Raw genomic sequence first — 24,439 nt, 5'->3', positions numbered from 1 at the left:
GACATGTTCCGTCCCAAGTTGTTGTTCACCAGCCTGGCCGCCCTCGCCCTCGGCGCCTGCTCGCCGCAAGACCCGCAAGCGGTGACCTCGGCGGCCATTGCCAAGCAAGTGATCCTGCCGACCTACAGCCGTTGGGTCGAAGCCGACCGCCAACTGGCCGTCAGCGCCCTGGCCTACTGCCAAGGCAAAGAGAGCCTGGACACTGCCCGTGCCGACTTCCTGCATGCGCAAAAGGCCTGGGCCGAGCTGCAACCGCTGTTGATCGGCCCGCTGGCCGAAGGCAACCGTTCGTGGCAGGTGCAGTTCTGGCCAGACAAGAAGAACCTGGTCGGCCGCCAGGTCGAGCAGTTGGTCGCCAGCCAGCCGCAGATCGATGGCGCCGCCCTGGCCAAGTCCAGCGTGGTGGTGCAAGGCCTGTCGGCCTACGAATACATCCTCTATGACGCCAAGACCGATATTGCCGACGACGCACAAAAGGCCCGTTACTGCCCGCTGCTGGTGGCCATCGGCGACCGTCAGAAGGCCCTGGCCGAAGAAATCCTGGCCAGCTGGAACAGCACCGACGGCATGCTGGCGCAGATGACCAAGTTTCCGAACCAGCGTTACGCCGATTCCCACGAAGCCATTGCCGATCTGCTGCGCGTTCAAGTGACCGCACTGGACACCCTGAAGAAAAAACTCGGCACGCCGATGGGCCGCCAGACCAAGGGCATCCCGCAGCCATTCCAAGCCGATGCATGGCGCAGCCAGTCGTCCCTGCAAAGCCTCGAAGCCAGCCTCGCCGCCGCCCAGACCGTATGGGTCGGCGTCGACAACAAAGGCCTGCGTGGCCTGCTGCCGTCCGAACAGAAGCCGCTGGCCGACAAGATCGACGCCGCCTATGCCGCGTCCCTCAAACTGTTCGCCAGCAACCAGCGCACCCTCAATGAACTGCTGGCCGACGACGCCGGGCGCCAGCAGCTCAACGATATCTACGACAGCCTCAACGTCGTCCACCGCCTGCACGAAGGCGAATTGGCCAAGGCGCTGGGTATCCAACTGGGCTTTAACGCCAACGACGGTGACTGATGATGCTCAGGCGACAGGCTTTGGCGGTTGGCAGCGTGCTGCTCAGTGCACTCACTTTGGGCGGCTGGACGCTGTTCAAAGGGAAAGACAAGGGCCCGCTGCTGCTGTCGGCGCGGGATGATGCAGACGGCAAGCACTACGCCGTGGGCTATCACCTGGACGGCAAGCAAGTGTTTGCTACCCAGGTCGGCCAACGCTGCCACGACATCATCAACCACCCTACGCTGCCGATTGCGCTGTTTGTCGCCCGTCGCCCGGGCACCGAGAGTTACCTGATCGACCTGCGCGATGGCACGCTGCTGCAAACCATCACCTCCAAGGCCAATCGCCACTTCTATGGCCACGCGGTCATTCACAAGAGCGGCGACTGGCTGTACGCCACCGAGAACGACACGACCGACCCCGGCCGTGGCCTGCTCGGCGTGTACAGGTTCGAAGGCGAGCGGTTGGTGCATACCGGCGAGATCTCCACCCACGGCATCGGCCCGCACCAAGTGTCGTGGATGCCCGACGGTGAGACGCTGGTGGTCGCCAACGGCGGCATTCGCACCGAAGCCGAAAGCCGCGTGGAAATGAACCTCAACGCCATGGAGCCAAGCCTGGTGCTGATGCACCGCGATGGCACGCTGATCAGCAAGGAAACCCTGGGCCAGCAGATGAACAGCGTGCGCCATATGGGGATCGCCAGCGACGGTACCATCCTTACCGGGCAGCAGTTCATGGGGGCGTCACAGGAGCGTTCCGAGTTGTTGGCAATCAAACGGCCGGGCCAGCCATTCGTGGCGTTCCCGGTGGCCGATGAGCAGTTGCAGGCCATGGGGCACTACACCGCCAGCGTCGCGGTGCACAGCGAGTTGCGCCTGGTCGCGTTGACGGCTCCTCGGGGCAACCGCTTCTTTATCTGGGACATGGACAGTGGCGAGTTGCGCCTGGATGGACCGCTACCCGACTGTGCTGGAGTCGGCGCAGTCGAGGATGGCTTTATCGTGACCTCCGGCCAAGGCCGTTGCCGGTTCTACGACTGCCGTCAGAAACCGTTGGTAGCAAAACCGTTGGAATTGCCGGCAGGGCTCTGGGATAACCATCTGCATCTGATTTGACGGGTTTATGTCTATAGACCGCAGGCCAAAGCAGATAAAATTTGGTGAAAAAAAAGGCCTCGCATCGCAAGGCCCTTTCCTGGGGGTTTGAATCGTTTCAACTCTGTGGCCTCATCCCTTGAGACATGCCGAACATGAACAGCAACAACTCATGATCAGGCTTGGCCGCAGTGCTCGCCTTGGCGACGCGCGGCAACAGACATTGCGCGCCACCCTGCGTTGCACTGAGCACCTGTGTGCGAGGCTGTTCCCAGGCCGCCAGCGCCAAGGCTGCAACACCCAGCGCCCCGACCAAAAACAAACCTCGTGCTATTTCTAGCTTCATCTGGTTAAACCCTTGATAGCGCTGCCAAACGCCGTCTCGTAAAAGTAGCTGAGTTTCTTCCAGTCCGCGTCATTCCACGACGAATGGCGGCGCAGTTGCAGCATGTCATGGGAAGCGGCCCGATAAGCGGTCAAGCGCTGGCGGCATTTCTCGAAATCCAGCAGCGCCACTTCGACGTTGGCCGAGTCGCCCTGGCCGGTCACCCTTACAAAAATGTGCTTGATGTACAAGCAACCATGCTGCCAGCGCCCACGATGCATACGCGCCAGCGTACCGGCCAATTCCTTGAGCACGCGCTCATGCACCAACTCGCCGTACTGTTCACGACCACCGGCGGCGTACCAGTTTTCGATTTCGTCGAAGCCGTCGAGGGCTGCGGTCACCAGCAGCGCCTGCCAGCGGTGCTCAGGGTCGCGGCGCGCCTCGCAAAAAACCATTTCGGGCACGCGTACATCCAACAGGCGCAGGCCCTTGATCGCATCCCGCTCACGCAACACGGTGGGACGGCCAAACGGATGTAACCAACTGCGGTAGATATGTCCGGTCTGACGCTTGCTGTAAAGCAAACGTCCATTGGCGCTCATCACGCGCTGCACGCCGCTTTCTCCACCTCGCCGACGGTTGGGTTCTTCAACCCACTCGCCCTGCTGGCGCCAGAAGTAATCAAATCGTTCTTCGGGAGCTACATGACTGCCTGCTATGCACTCAACTGCCATCCTGTTACCTCTTGCGCAATACATACACTCGCCACATGGCGTAGAGCGGAATGAAGTCCAGGGACTCCTGGACACGAAAACCGGCTTCCTCGAATTCTGCTTCAACAGTAGCAGCCGGTAACACAAACCGGTTTTGGTAACCTTCCTGCTCACCCTTCTTGCGACGTTTCAGTTCGGTGCGCTTGCGCTTCCAGGCCTTGAAATTGCCGTCCACCCACAGCGAAAGGATCACGCTGTCACGTGTAACACGCTGAAACTCCCGCAGTATCGCCAACCGATGCGCTGGATCACCAATGTGGTGCATCAGGCGCATGCAGAAAATACTGTCGACAGCGTTATCCGGTAGATCGATATCAAAAGCAGAAGTCTGCAAAGGTCGTACCCGTTTCACGACGTCAGCGGGCTGGGCGACCGTCGCGACCTTCAACATGGAGGCCGAGTTGTCCGCGCCGATAATCACGCGATTGGGTTTTTCCGCCAACAATGGCCAGAAGCGCCCCGCACCGCACGGCAGATCCAACACCAGCCCCGGCTCGCCGGCCATCGCCAGAGCGCCACGGGCCAATTGCTCGTCGCGTTTGTGAGACAGTCGACGGGCCAGATTGTCCTGATGTTTGAGCAAATAATTCTGCGCGTGCTCGTCGTCGTACTTTTCGGAAAATTCGAGTTTGATCGGGGTAGACATCAACGGATCTCCAGTTGCTGATGCCTACAAAAGTAAACAGCGCACTGTGATCAACAGGTCAACCCGTTGTGAAAAACTTGTCCTGTCCAATCTCATACATTTCAAGACTTTACAGACACAAGCAATAGCATGGGGCCATCTTCGCCGATTTACCGGGATCTCTGGCAGGATAACGGCAGAGGGCGAAGTCAGGCCTAGACCTGACTCAATTGCACATGAAAGCGGCAGCCGTTGGGCTCCATGGTGCTGAGACTCACGGTCCAGCCCTGGTTCTCGCAGATGCGCTGGACCAGTGACAACCCCAGGCCCAGGCCTTCTCCACGCTTCTCGCTGCCGCGTACAAACGGCTCGAACATCGCCTCACGTTTGTCTTCGGGAATACCGACGCCGCTGTCTTCCACCACAAAGCCCGTGGGTTCCAGGGTCAGGCGGATAAACCCTTGCTCGGTGTAATGCAGGGCGTTGCGCAGCAGGTTGCCCATGACGGCGTGCAGGAAGGTGGTGTTATAGCGCGTATCCAGAGGGTTACCGGGGTTGTAGATCAGCTCCAGGCCTTTTTGCTCGATGGGCTCGCGCCAGATGCCGAGCAGATCATCGGCCACCTGCGCGAGGTTGACCTGCTGCGACATGGCCGATTCATCGTGCTGGGCACGGGCCAGCATCAGAAAGGTCTGCACCAGTTCGCGCATCTCTTCGCAAGCCCGGGCGATACGCAGCACCTGGTTACGTCCCCGCTGGTCAATGGCCGGGTTTTCCAGCAGCAGTTCGCAAGAGCTGGCCAATACCATTAACGGCGTGCGCAATTCGTGGCTCACATCGCTGGTGAACAACTGCTCACGGGACAGCGCCTGACGCAGGCGCCCCAGCGTGGCATCGAAGGCCACGGCCAACTCACCCACTTCATCCGCTGCGTAGTCCGGCGCCAGCGGCGGGGCCAGGCCCAGCAGTTGGTCACGGTGGCGCACCTGGCGGGCCAGCCGCACAACCGGCGCCATGACTTTGCGCGCCAGCACCCAACCCAGGAACACCGCCAGCGCCAGGCTGAGTACGAAACCCACCAGCACCACGGCAAACAGCACGCGCTCGCGCTCTTCAAAATCGCTCTGATCCTGCAGCAGCACGTAGCGCCGGCCATCAACCACTTCGACCATGGCGTGGTACGACAGCGCTTCGCGGAACACTTCATGGAAACCGGGTTCAAGGTGGCGCAAATCCTTGGGCAACTCAAAATCGCCAGGGCCGCCACTGAAGTAAAACAGCTGATCCGGCTCGGGCCGGTGCCGCCAGTCTTCGACCGTGTCCATCAGCAGCAAGCGTTGCAGGTCACCGCCCAGGCCCGCCGAGATCAACTTCTCTTCCACCAGGTGCACTGTCGCGACAATGCCCATGGCGAAGGCTCCCGCCACCAACGCACTCATCAAGGCAAAGGCAATGATGATCCGTTGGGCAAGGCTTTGCTTAAACTCCATCTCGACCCTCAGCCAGGCGATAACCGACGCCGTGCACCGTTTGCAGCAGTGGCTTGGCGAACGGCTTGTCGATCACTTGGCGCAATTGATGGACATGGCTGCGCAGGCTGTCGCTGTCCGGGCAGTCGTCGCCCCACAGCGCTTCTTCAAGGATTTCGCGGCGCAGCACGTGCGGGCTCTTCTGCATCAACACCGCCAGCAGCTTCAGGCCGACCGGATTGAGTTTGAGCAGGCGGCCTTCACGGGTCACCTCCAGGGTATCGAGGTCGTAATGCAGGTCGGCGACTTGCAGGGCGCGACGACCGCCACCCTGGGCGCGGCGCAGTACGGCTTCGATGCGCGCGGCCAGTTCGGACAGGGCAAACGGCTTGAGCAGGTAGTCATCGGCGCCGGACTTGAAGCCCTGCAGCCGGTCATCCAATTGGTCGCGGGCGGTGAGCATGATCACCGGCGTATCGCGGCGCGCATCTTCGCGCAGGCGTTTGCACAGGGTGTAGCCATCGATGCCGGGCAACATGATGTCGAGCACGATCAGGTCGTAATGCTCGGTAGCGGCCAGGTGCAGGCCCGACAAACCGTCCTGCGCACAGTCCACGGTATAGCCTTTTAGCCCCAGGTAATCGGCCAAGTTGGCCAGAATATCGCGGTTGTCTTCAACCAATAGAATTCGCATGGGCAGTGTCTCCGTACGCGGTAACGGCCGTGTTGGCTCGCGCAGCTTAAGGCCAAGTGTGGCTCAGGGATAGGCCTGTGAGACCCGTCGATTAAGCTTTTCAACCGATATTTTAGTTGAACGAGATTTTCACTATAGCTTCACAAACCGATGACAGGGCCAGCGCTTAAATGGCCGCCAAACAAACGGCCCTTGCCTCCCCTATTCAAGGGCGTAACACTTGCGCCCATTCTCTGGCGACGACGCCCTTTCATGTCCGACACGCTGCTGCTGATCGAAGATGACCGCCCTCTGGCCGCGCTGACCGCCGAGTTCCTGCGCGCCGAAGGGTTTACCGTGGCGGTGGAACATCGCGGCGACCGCGCGGCCCAGCGTATACGCGACGAACAGCCGGCGTTGCTGATCCTGGATGTAATGTTGCCGGGCATCGACGGCTTTACCCTGTGCCGACAGATCCGCGACCAGTACCCCGGCTTGATCCTGATGATGACGGCGCTGGACGAAAACGCCGAGCAATTGACCGGGTTCACCGTCGGCGCGGACGACTATGTGGTCAAGCCGGTCGACCCGCTGCTGTTGCTGGCCCGGATCCGCTCGTTGCTGCGGCGCCATCCGCAAGCCCCGCGTGCGTATTACCAGTGGGGCACGTTTCGATTGGACCTCGGCAACCATTTCGCCTGGCTCGATGAGGTGCCCTTGCAGCTTTCGGTGGGCGAGTTCGACTTACTCACGATCTTCGCCCGCCATTGCGGGGTGTTGCTGACCCGGGAACAACTCCTGCAAAGCCTGCGTGGCCTGGAATACGACGGCCTCAATCGTTCCGTGGACATGCGCGTCTCGCGCCTGCGCAAGAAGCTGATGAGCCTGGGCTGCCCGGTGACCATCCAGACCATCACGGCCCAGGGCTATCTGTTTGTCGAAATCCCGCAAGGCGCTCGGCATGCTCTCTAAAGTGCGGCCCTGGATCGCAATCGTGGCCGGTACCATCTGGGGCGCGTTGACCCTTTATTTGTTGTGGCTGTGCGCCAACGCCTCGGTGTTCGTCGGCGAATACAGCTTTTTGCGCTTGATGGCCGGGCCCGGCTACCTCGTGGCGGAGCAGCTCAAGCCCTTGCCGGCCGAGCAGCGTGAAGCGCGCATGGACGCGTTGCGTACGCGCTTCCAGTACCCGATCAGCCTGGTCAAACTGGACGCGATCGAACTGCCGCCCGAAACCCTGATCATGCTCAAACACCAACAACCGGCGCAGAGCAGCGATGAAGACATCACTTACTTTCCGCTCGACGACACGACCCTGATCCAGTTCGGCCCGATGTGGGGAACGGCTGAGGTCAAGGACCTCCTGCAATTCCCGGTCTATGGCATCACCGCGTGCGTGGCCGGCCTGCCCCTGGTGCTGTGGATGTGGCTGGGTCTGCGCGCACGTCGCCAGCGCAGCGCCGATGTAGAAGCACTTAATGCCTGCCTGGGCACCCTGGCTCGCACGCCCAACGCCATGCTGCCGGCCATGGGCAAGGAATGGACGCCGTTGCTGCAAACCGTGCAACAACATGCGCAGGACATTACCGCCATGAGCGAGCGTCACCGGGAGGTGTCCCAAGCCGTTTCCCACGAACTGCGCACGCCTCTGGCACGAATGCGTTTCGCCTTGACCCTGCTGAGCAAAAGCGACGATCCCCTCACGCGCACGCGCCTGCAGGAACGCTTGCAAACCGATGTGGAAGAACTCGAAGCCCTGGTCCGCGCCAGCCTGGCCTTTGCCCGGATGGCCGGTGCGCCCACCGACCTGCAGCATGAACCCATTCCAATCCGTGACTGGCTGCATCAGGAGTTCGCCTTGCTCGACGGGCACCGTCGCCGCCTGAGCCTGGAGACGGAACCGGTGGATCTGCAACTGATCGGCGACCGCGCCTTGCTGCATTTGATCGTGCGCAACCTGTTAAGCAACGCCATTACCTATGCCCGCGACCAAGTGTGCGTCAGCGCTGCCTGCGAAGATGAGCAGCATCTTGTGCTACATGTGGACGATGACGGCCCTGGCATCCTCGCCGAAAACCGCGAAAAGGTATTCGAACCGTTTGTGCGCCTGGCCATGGGCGGCGATGAGCCCAGCGGCTTCGGCCTCGGCCTGGCACTGGCCAAGCGCGCGACCCAATGGCATCGCGGTGAATTGTCCGTTGCGCGCAGCCCGCTGGGCGGTGCACGTCTGACTCTGATCCTGCCCCTACGCCCCCAGTAACCAACGTGTTACAGCCTGTGACAGTGCACCGCTGGCATTCTCCGTAATCTCGCCACCTGATCCAGGAGAGCCCCTGCACCCTGGGTCCCGTCCTTTGGATCCGGTTGGAGAGCCCGTTCATGCGTCCCCCCAAGAAACATCTGCCCACGTTGATGCTGTCGCTGTGTATCGCCGCCAGTTCACTGCTGGCCTGCCACTGGGGGCGCCCCATACCCAGCACAACCGCACATGTGCCTACCGAAGAGCCTTTCGACAGTGCGACTGCACCGTGGTCCGCTGCACGTGTGCTCTTTATCGGCCAACCCACCCTGGCCCGCGGGATGACGTTCAAGAAGCTATTGCGACGACGCGGAATCGGCTGAGCGAACAGTCGCCCATAAAAAAACCCGCCTGCATTACTGCAGGCGGGTTTTTTATTAGCCGGGTAAGGCTGGCTTACATCATGCCGCCCATGCCACCCATGCCGCCCATGCCGCCCATGTCTGGCATACCGCCGCCAGCTGCGCCTTCAGCCTTCGGCTTGTCAGCGATTGCAGCTTCGGTGGTCAGGATCAGACCGCCGATGGAGGCTGCTGCTTGCAGCGCGGAACGGGTTACCTTGGTAGGGTCCAGGATGCCCATTTCGATCATGTCGCCGTAGACGCCAGTCGCAGCGTTGTAACCGTAGTTACCTTTGCCGTTCTTGACTTCGTTGACCACAACGCTTGGCTCGTCGCCGGAGTTGGCAGCGATTTGGCGCAGTGGTGCTTCAACAGCGCGACGCAGTACGGCAATACCGACGTTCTGGTCAGCGTTGTCGCCGGTCAGGTTGGCCAGGGCTTCCAGAGCACGGATCAGCGCAACGCCACCGCCAGGTACCACGCCTTCTTCAACGGCTGCGCGGGTTGCGTGCAGGGCGTCTTCAACGCGGGCTTTCTTCTCTTTCATTTCAACTTCGGAACCGGCGCCAACCTTGATCACTGCAACGCCGCCGGACAGCTTGGCCAGACGCTCTTGCAGTTTTTCACGGTCGTAGTCGGACGAAGTCTCGGCAACCTGGGCACGGATCTGGGTGATGCGAGCCTGGATATCCTGCTCAACGCCAGCACCGTCAACGATGATGGTGTTTTCTTTGGAGATGGTCACGCGCTTGGCACTGCCCAGGTTTTCCAGGGTAGCGCTTTCCAGGCTCAGGCCGATCTCTTCGGAGATAACGGTACCGCCGGTCAGAACGGCGATGTCCTGCAGCATGGCCTTGCGACGGTCGCCGAAGCCTGGAGCCTTGACGGCTGCGACTTTAACGATGCCACGCATGTTGTTCACAACCAGAGTCGCCAGGGCTTCGCCTTCAACGTCTTCGGAAACGATCAGCAGTGGGCGGCCGGCTTTGGCAACGGCTTCCAGTACTGGCAGCATTTCGCGGATGTTGGAGATCTTTTTGTCAACCAGCAGGATCAGCGGGCTGTCCAGCTCGGCAACCATGGTTTCTGGCTTGTTGACGAAGTACGGAGAGAGGTAGCCACGGTCGAACTGCATGCCTTCAACAACCGACAGTTCGTTTTCCAGGCCAGTGCCTTCTTCAACGGTGATCACGCCTTCTTTGCCGACTTTTTCCATGGCTTCGGCAATGATGTCGCCGATGGAGCTGTCGGAGTTGGCGGAGATGGTGCCTACCTGAGCGATAGCCTTGGTGTCAGCGCATGGCTTGGACAGGTTTTTCAGCTCGGCAACGATAGCGATGGTCGCCTTGTCGATACCGCGCTTCAGGTCCATTGGGTTCATACCGGCAGCGACGGCTTTGTAGCCCTCGTTGACGATGGCCTGAGCCAGGACGGTAGCGGTGGTGGTGCCGTCGCCTGCGTCATCGTTGGCACGGGAGGCAACGTCTTTGACCAGCTGCGCGCCCATGTTTTCGAAACGGTCTTCCAGTTCGATTTCTTTTGCTACAGAAACGCCGTCCTTGGTGATGGTCGGAGCGCCGAAGCTCTTCTCGATGATCACGTTACGGCCTTTCGGGCCCAGGGTCGCTTTTACTGCGTCAGCCAGGATGTTGACACCGGTGAGCATTTTCTTGCGGGCGGAATCGCCGAATTTAACTTCTTTAGCAGCCATGATCGATAATCCTTAAATACTTTGGAGTAACGGGAAAATGAGCGGGGAAATCAGCCTTCCAGTACGGCGAGAATCTCGTTCTCAGCCATGACCAGCAGGTCTTCGCCGTCAACTTTCACAGTGTTGCTGCCGGAGTAAGGGCCGAATACAACCTTGTCACCGACTTTAACGGCCAGAGCACGCACTTCACCGTTTTCCAGGGTTTTGCCTGGACCCGCAGCGACGATCACACCGTGGTTGGCTTTTTCAGCAGCCGAACCTGGCAGAACGATACCGCCAGCGGTTTTCTTTTCTTCTTCGCTACGACGGATTACGACGCGGTCGTGCAGAGGACGAAGCTTGCTCATTGTCGATCTCTCCTAATTGTGTTTTTCATCGGCCGGTGTCAATACCGGCGGGGTGTATTCCGGCTGTGCCGGTCGCGCCTCGCCAAGCAAGACGCGGAAGTCTGTCTGGTGTCGCCACCAGAAACCTTGCGGTGACCGTTACATAAGGGCGCATAAGCTTATTACAAGGGGCCGTGGCGTAATTTTTTTGCGTGTGCCGACGACTGAAAGCAGCACGGCACCCAGAGGTGCCGTGCCAGCTAAGCGGTTATTTGCTGTCGCGGTGCTCGAACTCACCTTCGATCACATCACCTTCACGCCCCAGCGGCTGGCGCGGGGCCGGACCGCCACGGGGTTGCAGGTCATCGGCGAACGCACGCTGGCGAATCGCTGCCTCTTCGGCGCGCTGGCGCATCTTGCCTGCCAGCAATTTGCGGGTAAACGGCAGCAACATCACCAGGCCGACCACGTCGCTGATGAAACCTGGCAGGATCAGCAGGCCACCGGCCAGGGCCATCATCAGGCCTTCAAGCATGGTTTGCGCGGGCAGTTCGCCCCGGTTAAGGCTTTCACGGGCACGCAGCGCTGTGGCCAGGCCGGCGACGCGCAGCACCAGAACGCCGAGCATCGAGCCGAGAATGATCAGCAACAGGGCCGGGAAAAAGCCGATCGCACTGCTGACTTGAACGAATACGAACAGCTCCAACACCGGGAACAGCAGAAAGAGCAACAAAAAAGGGCGCATCAAATGGTTCCTCAACGCAAGAATGCCTTGCCAGTCCACCTTAGATGACGTCGCCGTTTCGTGAATTCAAGCGTCAGCGGCTTCTTTTTTCGGCCAGACCTCGGCGTGAGCCAATGAAACCAAGGCTTCGCGCACTTGTGTCGGCGTGTTGCAAGACTCCGCAAACGGCAACCAATATAAGGATTGGCCTATACGCAAGTGCATGCCTTCGCTGTCGATACCGGCCAACTGGGCAGGCTCGGAAGTCGGCAAACCGGTGAGGTCGACGTAATGGGCAATGGCCTTGGTGTGATCGCTGTTCATGTGTTCGATCATGCTGCGCTCGGCCTTGCCCGCAAACGGGTTGGCCAACGTCAACTGATCGACCCAGTGAATCGCGCCAAAACCACCGATATAACGGTGACGCACCGGCTTGAGCACCCAGAAGTCGAAATCGTGAGCCTTGTGGTAGTTGGCTGAATCGGGGAAGTAGCGGTAATAACGCTCGGCCGCCGCCTCGATGGCAGCGCCCTCCTCCAGTTTTTCGGCTTCAGCCAGGTAGGTCAGGCGCCCGACGGCCTGCACATCATCCGCCTCGCGCTCACCCACCAGCAGCGAACACTTGGGGTCTTTCTGCAGGTTGTGAGTATGCTGGGCAATGCGGCTGATCAGGATCAGCGGGCGGCCCTGCTCGTCCAGGCAATACGGCACTACCGAGCCGAAAGGGAAGCCGGGCATGGCTTTGGACTGTGTGGCGAGAGCCCCACGGTATTCCTTGAGCAACAGCTCTCGGGCGTTCTTGGCAACCTGTGCGCTCAACGTATGACTCCTCGGGTATTCAGCCGCTCCATGACCTATGGGCCTATGGGCCTATGGGAATGAATCTCAACGCAAGGTAATCATTATCGGCAAAGGTTGCCAAGCAGGTTTTGTACGCCCGTGTTACCAGGCCACGCCAAAGCCTGCGGTATAGCGGGTTTTGCTCAGGCTGCTGTCGGAGTCTCCACTGATAACGTCGCGTTCGGCCTTGAGGTTGAGCGACGCCCACTCGGTGACCTTGTAGCGCAGGCCCATTTCTGCGTCCAACGAGTATTCCGCCGGACCGCCGATGGGCTTGCCCACTTCGCCGTTGGTGAAGAACTCGACGGTCTTGCCCACCAGGTAGCGGTTGTAATTCCACTTCATGGCCAGGGAATAGAAGTTGTCCTTGCCGCCGTCGGCGTATTCATAGTCGGTGCGGTTGACCAGCGAGCCCAGGGAGAACGCGCCCAACTCATCGTCCCAGAACTGATAGCCCGGGCCCGTGCCGACGGTGCGCTGACGGGACAGGTCTTCAACCTTGTCGCGCTTGTAGGTCAAGCGCCCCTGCCAGAACCAATGCTCGGTCAGGAAACGGTCGAGGTCGTATTCCAGGGCCCAGTTGTCGGTGGTGGTGACGTCGTCCTGGAACTCGCGGTTGTACTCGCCCTGCCCGGTATGGCGCCATTGACCATGGCGGGCGGTGGTCTTGAAGTCGATGTCGTAGTCGTTAGTGTCTTTATCGGCGCGTTTATAGTCCAGCGCCATGTCTACATTGCCCTTCCACACCAGGTCTTCAACCACCGGCTTGGGCTTGATGATCTGCTGGATGCTGGCCAGTTCGACGGTCTTGGGCGCTTCGCCGTTGGCCAGGACCACTTTGCCATCGTCCGCCGCTTTTAGGGACTTGGCCTTCTCGCCGGTATAGGCGTCCTGCTTGACCAGCAGTTCCTGGTCGCTCTCCAGGGTTTTCACCTGTTTCCAGTCTACCGGGATGGCGCCTGCGTAATCGGTTTGGATCAGCAGCTTGCCACCGTCGAAGACCTTGATCTTGCCCGTCAGGCGGTCACCGTTTTTCAACCAGACGGTATCGGCCAGCAAAGGCGTGGAGGCGCTGAAAACAGCGAGGCACAGCAGGGTTCTGGACAGCATAAGCGGATAAGGAGCTCAAGGTTGGCGAAAAAGGGCGGTTATCGTGTTAGATAGCTAGGACTGACTCAAGGATTTATGTTGAGTTCAATTCTCATCAGCACACTTACAGACCTTTCCTACAATTGTGCCGTCGGTATCAATGGATATGCCTACCGTGAATCAGCCCGCCGAAACACCACAAAGCCCCGCCGAAATGCGCCGCACCGCGCTCTACCTGACCCTGGCCCAAGTGCCCGCAGGCTGCGTGGTGAGCTACGGTGAGCTGGGCCACTTGGCAGGGCTCGGGCGTGCGGCGCGCTGGGTTGGCCGTACGCTAAGCCAGCTTCCCGAAGACACCAAGCTGCCCTGGCACCGCGTGCTGGGTGCCGGCGGTCGGATAAGTCTGCCGGTGGGCAGTGCCTCGGGTGACGAGCAACGCGCGCGTTTGCGCGATGAAGGCGTCACTGTCCGCAACAATCGCGTTGATATTCAGCGCCATGGCTGGCGCCCGGTAGAGCACAGCGGTTAGAGTGCGCGCTTTGTTTCCGCAAATCTGAGGCAGACTCCAGCCCATGCCCCGTAAAACCTGGCGCGCCGCGCTCGCCGCCTATGCCAGCCCCTCGACGTTAGTCCTGTTGTTGCTCGGCTTTGCCGCCGGCCTGCCTTACATGTTGGTGTTCTCGACGCTTTCAGTGTGGTTGCGCGAAGCCGGTGTGGCGCGCGAAACCATCGGCTACGCGAGCTTGATCGGTTTGGCGTATGCCTTTAAGTGGGTGTGGTCGCCGCTGCTCGACCAATGGCGCCTGCCGTTGCTCGGCAAACTCGGGCGCCGCCGTTCCTGGCTGGTGCTGGCCCAGTCGCTGGTGATCCTCGGATTGATCGGCATGGGTTTTTGCGACCCGCAGAAACACTTGTCCTGGCTGATCGCTATCGCGGTCATCGTTGCCTTTGCGTCCGCCACCCAGGACATCGCCGTCGACGCCTATCGCCTGGAAATCGCCGACGACAGCCGCCAGGCTGCTCTGGCCGCCAGCTACATGTCCGGCTATCGCATTGCAGCCCTGCTCGCCACAGCGGGCGCACTGTTTTTTGCCGAAGGTTTCGGCTCCACCGGCTTCAACTATAAACACTCGGCCTGGACCGGCACCTATGTGCTGTTCGGGGTACTGATGATCCCGGCGCTGCTGACCACCTTCTTCATGCGCGAACCGAATGTGCCACTGCGCACTCAATTGCAGGCCGGGCGCTACAGCTTTGTGCATCAGTTGGTTTCGGTGTTTGTACTGATCGTGTTGCTGGTGTCGGTGCCGGCCATGTTCACCCAACTGTTCAACACTGACTTCGAAAGCGTGCTGTTCCATGGCATGAGCCTGTGGGACTTGCTGATGGAAGACCGCGCATTCCTGCGGGCCATCCTCTATATAACGCTCACCACCCTATGCCTCTCGGCCATGGGCCGCCGTGGCCTGGCGCCGGTGCTGACGCCGGTCAACGACTTTATCCTGCGCTACCGCTGGCAGGCGTTGTTGCTGCTGGGGCTGATCGCTACCTATCGCATGTCCGACACCGTGATGGGCGTGATGGCTAACGTGTTCTACATCGACCAGGGCTTCACCAAGGACCAGATCGCCGGGGTCAGCAAGATCTTCGGCCTGATCATGACCTTGCTTGGCGCCGGCATGGGCGGCCTGCTGATTGTGCGTTTCGGCATCCTGCCGATCCTGTTCATCGGCGGTGTGGCCTCGGCTGGCACCAACCTGCTGTTCGTGATGCTCGCCGACATGGGCCCGGACCTGCAGATGCTGATCTTCACCATTTCCCTGGATAACTTCAGCTCGGGGCTGGCGACCTCGGCATTCGTAGCCTACCTTTCCAGCCTGACCAACCTGAAGTTCTCCGCCACCCAATATGCGTTGCTCAGCTCGATCATGCTGTTGCTGCCGCGGCTGATCGGTGGGTATTCGGGGGTGATGGTGGAGAAGTTCGGCTATCACAATTTCTTCCTGATCACCTGCATGCTGGGTGTGCCGACGTTGCTGCTGATTGCGCTGCATTGGTTTCAGGAGAATCGGCGAATTCGGTTGAATCCACCGCAGGAAGACTGACACACATGCTTTTGTGGTGAGGGAGCTTGCTCCCGCTGGGGTGCGAAGCAGCCCCAAAAGCCGGCTCCAGCTGCGCTGTCGAACGGGAGCAAGCTCCCTCACTACAGACATCCCTACATTCTGATGCCTGTACGGCGGCAGTTTGCGCCCGTACAATCCAGAGTCATTTCAAGTCCAAGCAACCGACAACGGCCTACCATGCGTACCAGTCAATATTTGCTCGCCACACAGAAAGAAACGCCTTCCGACGCGGTCGTGATCAGCCATCAGCTGATGCTGCGCGCCGGTATGATCCGCAAACTGGCCTCCGGCCTGTACACCTGGCTGCCCATGGGCTTGAAGGTGATGCGCAAGGTCGAAGCCATCGTTCGTGAAGAAATGAACGCTGCCGGCTCTCTGGAAGTGTTGATGCCGAGTACCCAACCGGCTGAACTGTGGCAGGAATCCGGGCGCTGGGAAGAGTACGGCCCTGAGCTGCTGCGCTTCAAGGATCGTCATGGCCGCGACTTCTGCGCCGGCCCGACCCACGAAGAAGTGATCACCGATCTGATGCGCAACGAGCTGAGCAGCTACAAACAGCTGCCGCTGAACCTGTATCAGATCCAGACCAAATTCCGTGACGAAATCCGTCCACGCTTCGGTTTGATGCGCGGCCGCGAATTCATCATGAAGGATGCGTACTCGTTCCACGCCGACCAGGCGTCACTGCAGGTCACCTACGACCGCATGCACCAGGCCTACTGCAACGTGTTCACGCGCCTGGGCCTGAAGTTCCGTCCGGTTGAAGCGGACAACGGCTCCATCGGCGGCGCCGGTTCCCACGAATTCCACGTACTGGCCGAGTCCGGCGAAGACGATATCGTGTTCAGCAACGGCTCCGACTACGCGGCGAACATCGAGAAAGCCGAAGCCGTGCCACGGGAGACTTCCCGTCCAGCACCGGCTGAAGAGCTGCGCCTGGTGGACACACCTGAGACCAAGACCATCGCGGCCCTGGTGGAAAAATTCAATCTGCCGATTGAAAAGACCATCAAGACCCTGATCGTGCGCGCCGAAGAAGAAGGCAAGCTGATCGCCCTGGTGATCCGTGGCGACCACGAACTCAACGAAATCAAGGCGGCCCAGCAACCTGGCGTGGCCAGCCCGCTGGTCATGGCTACCGACGCCGAACTGCGTGACGCCATTGGCGCCGGCGCAGGTTCGCTCGGCCCGCTGAACCTGCCGCTGCCGATCATCATCGACCGTTCGGTCGAGCTGATGAGCGACTTCGGCATCGGCGCGAACATCGACGACAAGCACTACTTCGGCGTGAACTGGGAGCGTGACCTGCCGGTTCCGACCGTGGCCGACCTGCGCAACGTGGTGGCCGGAGACCCAAGCCCGGATGGCAAGGGCACCCTGGAAATCAAGCGCGGCATCGAAGTCGGGCACATCTTCCAGCTGGGCAACAAGTACAGCAAGGCGATGAAGTGCGAAGTGCTGGGCGAGAACGGCAAGCCGATCACCCTGGAGATGGGCTGCTACGGCATTGGCGTATCGCGCGTGGTTGCCGCTGCCATCGAGCAGAACAACGATGAGAAAGGCATCATCTGGAGTGACGCCCTCGCGCCGTTCCAGGTGGCTCTGGTGCCGCTGCGTTATGAAACCGAGCAAGTACGCGAAGCCACCGACAAACTGTATGCCGATCTGACGGCCGCCGGTTTTGAAGTGTTGCTGGATGACCGGGACAAGAAAACCAGCCCGGGCATCAAATTCGCCGACATGGAATTGATTGGCATCCCGCACCGGATCGTGGTCAGTGACCGCGGCCTGGCCGATGGCAATCTGGAATACAAGAGCCGGACCGAAGCCGAAGCCCAACCGTTGCCGGTGGCTGACGTGCTGTCTTTCCTTCAGGCGCGTATTCGTCGCTGAAAACCAGATCAAGAGAAGTCATGTTCAAGCGAAACACCAGAGCCCTGGGGGGCGCCGCCTTGTGCGGTGCCCTGCTGGTCAGCGGCTGCGCCAACCAGATGTCGCAACGCAGTGAGCACGAGGAGCGGGTCGAGCGTAAGTTGCTCGACCACAGCCTGCAGATTGATGTAGGCGAACCCAAAGTGCTGGAGCTGCCGCAACGCCGGGTCCGCATTCACGAACAGAAGACCTTCGAGGTCACCGAGTTCGAAGTCACCCGTCGTTACGACCGCTACACGCCCTACCAGCCCTGGCGCAAACTCTATGAGATGCCTTTGGGTGCCGTAGCCCTGGTGGCCGGCGCGGGCGCCAATGTGGTGAACGTATTCGCCCTTGGCAACCTGCCGACCAGTGTGACGCGTGACTGGCTGATCTACGGCGTGGACGGCCTAAACCCGTTCATGAACGTGCAGTCCCACGGCCGTGCGCAACAGAACCTGGCGGGCATTGATGAAGTCCAGCGCGACAAGCGCGTGGAGTATTCGAGCCTGCCCTGGAGCGAACGCCCGGTGCAAGTTACCGCCGGCAAGCAAGTCCATGAGCTGACCACCGACCGTAACGGCGTATTGCGCCTGAACCTGTTGGACAGCCCGTTTGCCGAGCAGGACCTGAACCGCGTAACGACCTTGAAGATCAGCGTGGAAGATGGCCAGGACGACGTGCATTCGGACTCCACGCTGGCGGTCAGCAGCACCTTGCGCAATAAGTTGCTGGAAGCCCACGGACTGATCTACGACGACCTGGAAGATGACGAAGTCAGTCAGTGGGTGCATAGGGTCAAGCGCTTGTCTGAACTGGGCCTGGAAGAAGAAGCCAGCGAGCTGGAGCAAAGCCTGATCGAACTGACCCGCAATGATCCCGAGTTGCAGCAGGAATTCCTGCAGGCGTTGACCAAGGATGCGGGGCGTCTCGTCGCAGATCCAGGCGCACGCTGAACCTTGTAGGAGCGAGCTTGCTCGCGAAAAACGTCAACGATGACGCGGGCATTCTGAATGAACGCGGTGCCGATGCGTTCTTCGCGAGCAAGCTCGCTCCTACAGAGGGGTAAATAGCTCCAATTGCTCGTTACCACCACTCAGGTCCAGCAACCGCACCCCAATCCCCAGCAACCGCACCGGCTTCCCACCGCGGTTAAACGCTTGCGTCAGCAGTTGCTGATAACTCTCCAGATCCCGCCCTGCCCCCGCCTGCTCCAAGGTGGTCTGGGTAAAGTCATGAAATTTCACCTTAACGAACGGCTTGCCTGCCCGGTAACTGCTGTCGATGCGCGCCATGCGTCCGGCCAGGGTTTCCATCAGCTTGGGGAGTTTGGCCAGGCAACTTGAGAGATCCGGCAGGTCCACGTCGTAGGTATTTTCCACACTGATCGACTGCCGGCGACTGTCGTTCTGCACCACGCGGTCATCGATCCCACGGGCCAGGCTCCACAGCCGCTCGCCAAAACTGCCGAATTCGCGCACCAACGCCAGCTTGTTCCACTCGCGCAACTGCAGGCAGTCTTCGATTCCCAGGCGCGCCAGTTTGTCCGCCGTGACCTTGCCCACACCGTGCAACTTGCTCACGCGCAACTGCGAGACGAAGTCTTCAACCTGGTCCGGGGTGATCACGAAGAGTCCGTTGGGCTTCTTCCAATCACTGGCGATCTTGGCCAGGAACTTGTTCGGCGCCACGCCGGCGGACACGGTGATGTGCAACTGGTTGGAGACACGCCGGCGAATATCCTGGGCAATACGCGTGGCACTGCCGCCGAAATGCGGGCTGTCGGACACGTCCAGATAGGCTTCATCCAGTGACAACGGCTCGATCAGGTCGGTGTAGTCGCGAAAGATGGTCTGGATTTCCTTCGACGCTTCCTTATAGGCATCCATGCGCGGCTTGACGATGGTCAGGTCCGGGCACAGCTTCAAGGCATGGCGTGACGACATGGCCGAGCGCACGCCATAGGCCCGCGCCTCGTAGTTGCAGGTGGCGATCACCCCGCGCCGGTCGGCCGAGCCACCCACCGCCAGCGGTTTTTGCGCCAGGCTCGGGTCATCGCGCATCTCGATGGCGGCGTAGAAGCAATCACAGTCGACGTGGATGATTTTGCGCTGCGTCATATAAACGGGGGTGTGTACCTACGGGTGGCCAGTATCGCATTCACACCTGTATATAGCACCAGTAGTTTGATTCTTCCGCTTGAGCGGTAGGAAAAATCCCGGATGAATTTATTTTCTCAATCGAATTTTACCTGCTGATAGAGCTGAAACCCTCAGCCACACTGGGCTGGCGGGGTATCGAGAGGCCACCTTGGAGAGCTAACCGATTGAACCACAAGCGCTTTTCTTCGATTCACGGGTTGACACACCTGCGTTCCTCTGTAGAATGCCGACACACAGACGCGGGATGGAGCAGTCTGGTAGCTCGTCGGGCTCATAACCCGAAGGTCGTCGGTTCAAATCCGGCTCCCGCAACCAAACATCAAAAAAGGCTACTCGAAAGAGTGGCCTTTTTTGTGCGTGCTCGTTTTTCCTTCCTGTACGAAAATTGTAAGACAAAAAACTCTTTACTCGTCGCGCACTTACCGTTCTTGGTCAACGTGTAACGACAAATTCACACTTATTTGACCCATCAGCCCATTAACGGTTGACACCCCGCCGTTGGGCTGTAGAATGCCGCCCACAGACGCGGGATGGAGCAGTCTGGTAGCTCGTCGGGCTCATAACCCGAAGGTCGTCGGTTCAAATCCGGCTCCCGCAACCAAACATCAAAAAAGGCTACTCGAAAGAGTGGCCTTTTTTGTATCCGGTGAAAAAGTTCTTCTGAAACAATGGCATGGCATCTTTCATGAAACCCTACACGGTTTGTTGAGTCCATCTCTTTGCAAGCTATGCTGAATGCTCAATCGCTACCCTCTACGACCAATGGCCGCTGTCGCCGCACCCGGTGATACGCGTTAATATTTGTAATTATTTTGTCCATAGGGATTGGTAACTTGGCTGGATACCTCCATCCTGTCGCGCACAATCCACGAGGTGATTGATGCGCGCCAACTCGTCTGAACCACAAGACACTGTCACAGCAGAACAACCGATCACACCCACTCGTTTACGTTGGCTGGATCTGGTGAGCAAGTACCGGCAACCCATCGGGCTGGCCGTCACCCTATTATTGTTCGCCATCGCCCTGATCGCCTGCCGACACCTGCTGTTGGAACTGGACCTCTACGCCCTCCACGACTCGATCCTGGAAGTGCCCAAGCCCGCCTTGCTGGGTGCGTTTGCGGCGGCAGTCGCCGGTTTCGTCATTCTATTGGGCTACGAATTTTCCGGCGCGCGCTACGCGGGCGTGAACCTGCCCGCCAAAACCCTGGCCCTCGGTGGCTTTACCGCCTTCGCCATCGGCAATGCGATTGGCCTGTCGATGCTCTCCGGCGGTTCGGTGCGTTACCGTTTATATGCACGCCATGGCATCGGGGCTTCGGAAGTCGCGCACATGACAGTGTTCGCCAGCCTGGCGCTCGGTACTGCACTGCCGCCACTGGCTGCATTGGCGACACTGAGCAACCTGCCCGCCGCATCGACCTACCTGCATTTGCCACAGGCTGTGCTGGGCGGTATTGCTGGCGCGGTGCTGTTGTTGTCGGCGGTGTTGTGCATAGGCATTTATCGCCGTCGCCTGCCGGAACAACCCTACCCGGATAACCTGCTGGTAAAAGCCGGTCGTCGAACCCTGCGCCTGCCGGGTCGCCGCCTGACCTTCCTGCAACTGATCATTACCGCGCTGGACGTGGCCGCTGCCGCCACTGTCCTTTATATGCTGCTGCCGGAAGCGCCGCCGTTCGGGCCCTTCCTGCTGGTGTACCTGCTGGCCTTGGCCGCTGGTGTGCTCAGCCATGTGCCGGGCGGTGTGGGCGTATTCGAAGCGATCCTGCTGGCGGCCTTCGCCGACAAACTGGGCGCCGCGCCTTTGGCCGCCGCCCTGCTGCTGTATCGCATGATCTACGTGGTGTTGCCGCTGCTGATCGCCTGCGTGTTCCTGCTGGTCAACGAAGCACAGCGCCTGTTCCAGACCCAGCAAAGCCTGCGGGTCGCCTCGGGGCTGGCAGCGCCAGTATTGGCCGTGCTGGTTTTTTTGTCCGGCGTGGTCCTGCTGTTCTCTGGCGCCACGCCCGAAATCGACTCACGCCTGGAAAACATCGGCTTCCTGATTCCCCACCGCCTGATTGACGCCTCGCACTTTGGCGCCAGCCTGATCGGCGTGCTTTGCCTGTTGCTGGCCCAGGGTCTGCGTCGACGTTTGTCGGCTGCCTGGATGCTGACCATGGTGCTGCTGTTGGTCGGCGCCCTGCTCTCGCTGCTCAAGGGGTTCGACTGGGAAGAAGCCAGCCTGATGACCATGACCGCGATCCTGCTGGCGATCTTCCGACGCTCGTTTTATCGCGCCAGCCGCCTCACCGAACTGCCCTTCTCGCCGCTGTACCTGGTGGCCAGTGTCTGCGTGCTGGGCGCTTCGATCTGGCTGCTATTGTTCGCTTATCAAGACGTACCGTACAGCCATCAACTGTGGTGGCAGTTCACCCTGGACGCCAACGCTCCACGCGGCCTGCGCTCGCTGCTGGGCGCCGCCGTGGTGCTAGTGATCGTGTCGTTGACCTGGCTGCTGCGCACCGCGCGCCCGGTGATCCACTTGCCGACGCCAGACGAACTGGAGCGCGCCAGCAAGATCCTGATGGCCTCGTCCCAGCCCGACGGAGGCCTGGCGCTTACCGGCGACAAAGCGCTGCTGTTCCACCCCAATGATGAAGCTTTCCTCATGTACGCCCGTCGCGGCCGCAGCCTGGTAGCCTTGTACGACCCGATTGGCCCGACCCAGCCACGGGCCGAGATGATCTGGCAGTTCCGTGACCTGTGCGACATTCACCATGCGCGCCCGGTGTTCTACCAGGTCCGCGCCGAGAACCTGCCGTACTACATGGACATCGGCCTCACCGCCATCAAGCTGGGCGAAGAAGCCCGCGTCGACCTGAAACGCTTTGACCTGGAAGCCAAGGGCAAAGAGATGAAGGATCTGCGCTACACCTGGAACCGCGGCTCGCGGGACGGCCTGTCCCTGGAGATCTGCGAGCCGGGCACCGCGCCGATGGACGAGCTCAAGGTAATCTCCGATGCCTGGCTGACCGGTAAGAACGTACGGGAAAAAGGCTTCTCCCTGGGACGTTTCAGCGACGATTACCTCAAGCACTTTCGCATCGCGATCATTCGCTTCGAAGGGCGCCCGGTGGCCTTCGCCAACCTGCTCGAGACCTACAACCACGACCTGGCCAGTCTCGACCTGATGCGCGCCCACCCGGACGCACCCAAGCTGACCATGGAGTTCATGATGGTCGGCCTGATTCAACACTATAAGAGTCACGGCTACGCCCGCTTCAGCCTCGGCATGGTGCCGTTGTCGGGCCTGCAACCACGACGCGGCGCCCCGCTGACCCAACGCCTGGGCTCGATGGTGTTCCGACGTGGCGAGCAACTGTATAACTTCCAAGGTTTGCGCCGCTTCAAAGACAAGTTCCAGCCTGACTGGGAACCCCGTTACATGGCCGTGCCCGCAGGACTTGATCCGCTGGTGGCACTGGCCGATACCGCCGCCCTGATCGCGGGCGGCTTGACTGGATTGGTGAAACGCTGATGATTCGACGCTCCTGGCGGTATGTGTTGGCCTTTGTAGTGCTGCTCGCCCTGATCCTGGGTGGCGGCTATTGGTACTGGAACCGCCCTGCCCCGCAGCCAACCCTGGAGCAACTGCCCCAGGCCGATGGCTCGGTGATGACCCGGGTAACCCCGTACGGAACGCCGAAAGCCCGTGTGGCCGTGGCCGTGATGCCCGATGAAATCCTGACCGACAGCCAACTGGTCGCCTTGAGCCAAGGCGGCAAGGCGCAGATTGTCCAGGTGATCCTGCCCAAGGACGACTGCAAGCTGCAGGAACAAGCACTGCAAAACGCCCTGGGCCAGCTCAAGGGCCAAGCAACGCTGGTCAGCGGCATCGGCCCTGGCGCCGCCCTCGCCTGGCGCTGGCTGGCCACCCAGAACGACGACAAGGCCAACGCCATCTCCGTCGGCTTCGCCTTGGTGCAGGAAGGCTGCAAGGATCCACTGCCAAAGACAGCCGCACACGGCAATTGGCTGGTGGCCTGGAACGATAACCCTGACGATGAAAGCGCCAGTTTCGTACGTGACACCCCGCGCGCCACCACCAGTATCAGCGACTACGACATTCACTACCCGCAAGTGCTGAACAACGAGCTGCGCAAGCAACTGGTAGGTTCGGACAACGGCGGCCTGGCGATTCCGGTGGTTGAAGTCCCGGCCGGCCAAGCGAAAGATACCGTCACCCTGTTCCTCTCCGGTGATGGCGGCTGGCGTGACCTGGACCGTGACGTGGCCGGTGAAATGGCCAAGATCGGCTACCCGGTGGTGGGTATCGATACTCTGCGTTACTACTGGCAGCACAAGACCCCGGAACAAAGCGCCAAGGACCTCACCGAACTGATGCAGCACTACCGTCAGAAATGGGGCACCAAGCGCTTCGTACTGACCGGTTATTCGTTCGGCGCCGATGTATTGCCGGCCATCTACAACCGCCTGCCGGAAAACGAGCAGCAGCGCGTGGACGCGATCATTCTGCTGGCGTTCGCGCGCACGGGCAGCTTCGAAATTGAAGTGGAAGGCTGGTTGGGCAACGCCGGTAAAGAAGCCGCCACTGGGCCGGAAATGGCCAAGCTGCCCCCTGAGAAAGTGGTGTGCATCTACGGCGCGGAAGAGGTCGACGAGAGCGGCTGCACGGACAAGACAGCCGTGGGTGAAGCGTTGAAGTTGCCAGGTGGGCATCACTTCGATGAGAACTACCCGGCGCTGGCAAAGCGCTTGGTGGATATCATCGTGAAGCATCAGGCCAAAACCGAATAAGCTCTTCCCCCATGGGAGCTGGCTTTTGTGGTGAGCGGGCTTGCCCCGCGCTGGGTGGCGAAGCCGCCCCAATAAGAACGCCGCATTCTGTC

At 60.2% G+C, this 24,439-nt stretch carries 22 protein-coding genes and 2 tRNA genes; 13 read left to right on the top strand and 11 right to left on the bottom strand.

Translation table 11 applies throughout. The features are described 5' to 3' along the window. The first annotated feature begins 3 nt into the window (after nt 1-3). Together ACP7C6_RS08840 and ACP7C6_RS08835 are read left to right on the top strand one after the other, a co-directional pair. Nucleotides 4-1,068, top strand: a complete 1,065-nt coding sequence (locus ACP7C6_RS08840; protein ID WP_016975505.1) for an imelysin family protein — start codon at nt 4-6, stop codon at nt 1,066-1,068. A 2-nt stretch (nt 1,069-1,070) separates the two neighbouring features. After that, the gene (locus ACP7C6_RS08835; RefSeq protein WP_028617788.1) at nt 1,071-2,168 is read left to right on the top strand and encodes a DUF1513 domain-containing protein; all 1,098 of its coding nucleotides are present in this window, start codon (nt 1,071-1,073) and stop codon (nt 2,166-2,168) included. 97 nt (nt 2,169-2,265) lie between these two features. On the opposite strand, the gene ACP7C6_RS08830 is transcribed toward ACP7C6_RS08835, so the two are convergent. The 5 genes from ACP7C6_RS08830 to colR all read right to left on the bottom strand — a co-directional run bounded on the left by ACP7C6_RS08830 (nt 2,266) and on the right by colR (nt 6,036). After that, entirely contained in the window at nt 2,266-2,493 is a 228-nt protein-coding gene (locus ACP7C6_RS08830; RefSeq protein ID WP_028617789.1) for a hypothetical protein, read from the bottom strand. Next, nucleotides 2,490-3,209, bottom strand: coding sequence for a lipopolysaccharide kinase InaA family protein (locus tag ACP7C6_RS08825; RefSeq protein WP_028617790.1), 720 nt, complete (start codon nt 3,207-3,209; stop codon nt 2,490-2,492). Before ACP7C6_RS08825 ends, ACP7C6_RS08830 begins: the two co-directional genes overlap by 4 nt. A gap of 4 nt (nt 3,210-3,213) precedes the next feature. Then, the gene (locus tag ACP7C6_RS08820; protein WP_028617791.1) at nt 3,214-3,894 is read right to left on the bottom strand and encodes a class I SAM-dependent methyltransferase; all 681 of its coding nucleotides are present in this window, start codon (nt 3,892-3,894) and stop codon (nt 3,214-3,216) included. 194 nt (nt 3,895-4,088) lie between these two features. Next, complete coding sequence (locus tag ACP7C6_RS08815; RefSeq protein WP_028617792.1) at nt 4,089-5,363, bottom strand: sensor histidine kinase; 1,275 nt, start codon at nt 5,361-5,363, stop codon at nt 4,089-4,091. Continuing rightward, on the bottom strand, nt 5,353-6,036 hold the full coding sequence (gene colR / locus ACP7C6_RS08810; protein ID WP_016975511.1) for a two-component system response regulator ColR: 684 nt from the start codon (nt 6,034-6,036) through the stop codon (nt 5,353-5,355). Before colR ends, ACP7C6_RS08815 begins: the two co-directional genes overlap by 11 nt. 252 nt (nt 6,037-6,288) lie before the next feature. On the opposite strand from colR, the gene ACP7C6_RS08805 reads away from it, so the two are divergent. The 3 genes from ACP7C6_RS08805 (at nt 6,289) to ACP7C6_RS08795 (ending at nt 8,637) form a co-directional block, all read left to right on the top strand. Continuing rightward, on the top strand, nt 6,289-6,987 hold the full coding sequence (locus tag ACP7C6_RS08805; protein WP_426108631.1) for a response regulator: 699 nt from the start codon (nt 6,289-6,291) through the stop codon (nt 6,985-6,987). Then, the gene (locus ACP7C6_RS08800; protein WP_426108630.1) at nt 6,977-8,275 is read left to right on the top strand and encodes a sensor histidine kinase; all 1,299 of its coding nucleotides are present in this window, start codon (nt 6,977-6,979) and stop codon (nt 8,273-8,275) included. Before ACP7C6_RS08805 ends, ACP7C6_RS08800 begins: the two co-directional genes overlap by 11 nt. A gap of 119 nt (nt 8,276-8,394) precedes the next feature. After that, nucleotides 8,395-8,637, top strand: a complete 243-nt coding sequence (locus tag ACP7C6_RS08795; protein WP_134742985.1) for a hypothetical protein — start codon at nt 8,395-8,397, stop codon at nt 8,635-8,637. 73 nt (nt 8,638-8,710) lie between these two features. Here ACP7C6_RS08795 and groL read toward each other — a convergent pair whose 3' ends face one another. The 5 genes from groL to ACP7C6_RS08770 form a co-directional block, all read right to left on the bottom strand. Beyond that, on the bottom strand, nt 8,711-10,366 hold the full coding sequence (gene groL, locus ACP7C6_RS08790; protein WP_426108629.1) for a chaperonin GroEL: 1,656 nt from the start codon (nt 10,364-10,366) through the stop codon (nt 8,711-8,713). A gap of 50 nt (nt 10,367-10,416) precedes the next feature. Next, a complete protein-coding gene (locus ACP7C6_RS08785; protein WP_017846112.1) occupies nt 10,417-10,713 on the bottom strand; it encodes a co-chaperone GroES in 297 nt (98 codons plus the stop codon). Between the two features lie 247 nt (nt 10,714-10,960). Beyond that, nucleotides 10,961-11,437: an FxsA family protein gene (locus tag ACP7C6_RS08780; RefSeq protein WP_016975517.1), complete on the bottom strand. Its 477-nt coding sequence runs from the start codon at nt 11,435-11,437 to the stop codon at nt 10,961-10,963. Between the two features lie 66 nt (nt 11,438-11,503). Further along, nucleotides 11,504-12,235 carry a HugZ family protein gene (locus ACP7C6_RS08775; RefSeq protein WP_028617796.1) on the bottom strand — a complete coding sequence of 244 codons (732 nt, stop codon included), beginning with the start codon at nt 12,233-12,235 and terminating at the stop codon, nt 11,504-11,506. A gap of 123 nt (nt 12,236-12,358) precedes the next feature. Further along, nucleotides 12,359-13,366 (bottom strand): DUF481 domain-containing protein, encoded by a 1,008-nt coding sequence (locus ACP7C6_RS08770; protein WP_025854818.1) that lies wholly within the window; start codon nt 13,364-13,366, stop codon nt 12,359-12,361. 145 nt (nt 13,367-13,511) lie between these two features. Between ACP7C6_RS08770 and ACP7C6_RS08765 the strand changes: the two genes are divergently transcribed. From ACP7C6_RS08765 to ACP7C6_RS08750, 4 genes are all read left to right on the top strand, one after another. Next, nucleotides 13,512-13,874 carry an MGMT family protein gene (locus ACP7C6_RS08765; RefSeq protein WP_426108628.1) on the top strand — a complete coding sequence of 121 codons (363 nt, stop codon included), beginning with the start codon at nt 13,512-13,514 and terminating at the stop codon, nt 13,872-13,874. A 43-nt stretch (nt 13,875-13,917) separates the two neighbouring features. Next, on the top strand, nt 13,918-15,450 hold the full coding sequence (locus tag ACP7C6_RS08760; RefSeq protein ID WP_028617797.1) for an AmpG family muropeptide MFS transporter: 1,533 nt from the start codon (nt 13,918-13,920) through the stop codon (nt 15,448-15,450). Nucleotides 15,451-15,648: 198 nt separating this feature from the next. Then, nucleotides 15,649-17,364 (top strand): proline--tRNA ligase, encoded by a 1,716-nt coding sequence (locus ACP7C6_RS08755; RefSeq protein WP_028617798.1) that lies wholly within the window; start codon nt 15,649-15,651, stop codon nt 17,362-17,364. 20 nt (nt 17,365-17,384) lie between these two features. Then, on the top strand, nt 17,385-18,338 hold the full coding sequence (locus ACP7C6_RS08750; protein WP_028617799.1) for a hypothetical protein: 954 nt from the start codon (nt 17,385-17,387) through the stop codon (nt 18,336-18,338). Nucleotides 18,339-18,437: 99 nt separating this feature from the next. On the opposite strand, the gene dinB is transcribed toward ACP7C6_RS08750, so the two are convergent. Continuing rightward, nucleotides 18,438-19,502 carry a DNA polymerase IV gene (gene dinB, locus ACP7C6_RS08745; RefSeq protein WP_426108627.1) on the bottom strand — a complete coding sequence of 355 codons (1,065 nt, stop codon included), beginning with the start codon at nt 19,500-19,502 and terminating at the stop codon, nt 18,438-18,440. 280 nt (nt 19,503-19,782) lie between these two features. On the opposite strand from dinB, the gene ACP7C6_RS08740 reads away from it, so the two are divergent. The 4 genes from ACP7C6_RS08740 (at nt 19,783) to ACP7C6_RS08725 (ending at nt 24,347) form a co-directional block, all read left to right on the top strand. After that, nucleotides 19,783-19,859: transfer RNA gene (locus tag ACP7C6_RS08740), tRNA-Met, on the top strand. A gap of 209 nt (nt 19,860-20,068) precedes the next feature. Continuing rightward, nucleotides 20,069-20,145: transfer RNA gene (locus ACP7C6_RS08735), tRNA-Met, on the top strand. A gap of 279 nt (nt 20,146-20,424) precedes the next feature. Beyond that, a complete protein-coding gene (mprF, locus tag ACP7C6_RS08730) occupies nt 20,425-23,067 on the top strand; it encodes a bifunctional lysylphosphatidylglycerol flippase/synthetase MprF (protein WP_028617801.1) in 2,643 nt (880 codons plus the stop codon). Beyond that, entirely contained in the window at nt 23,067-24,347 is a 1,281-nt protein-coding gene (locus tag ACP7C6_RS08725) for a virulence factor family protein (RefSeq protein WP_028617802.1), read from the top strand. Before mprF ends, ACP7C6_RS08725 begins: the two co-directional genes overlap by 1 nt. Nucleotides 24,348-24,439: the final 92 nt, after the last annotated feature.

Source organism: Pseudomonas sp. TWR1-1-4, assembly GCF_049897165.1.
GTDB classification, from domain to species: Bacteria; Pseudomonadota; Gammaproteobacteria; order Pseudomonadales; family Pseudomonadaceae; genus Aquipseudomonas; species Aquipseudomonas canadensis.
This window is presented reverse-complemented; position numbering and strand designations above follow the sequence as displayed.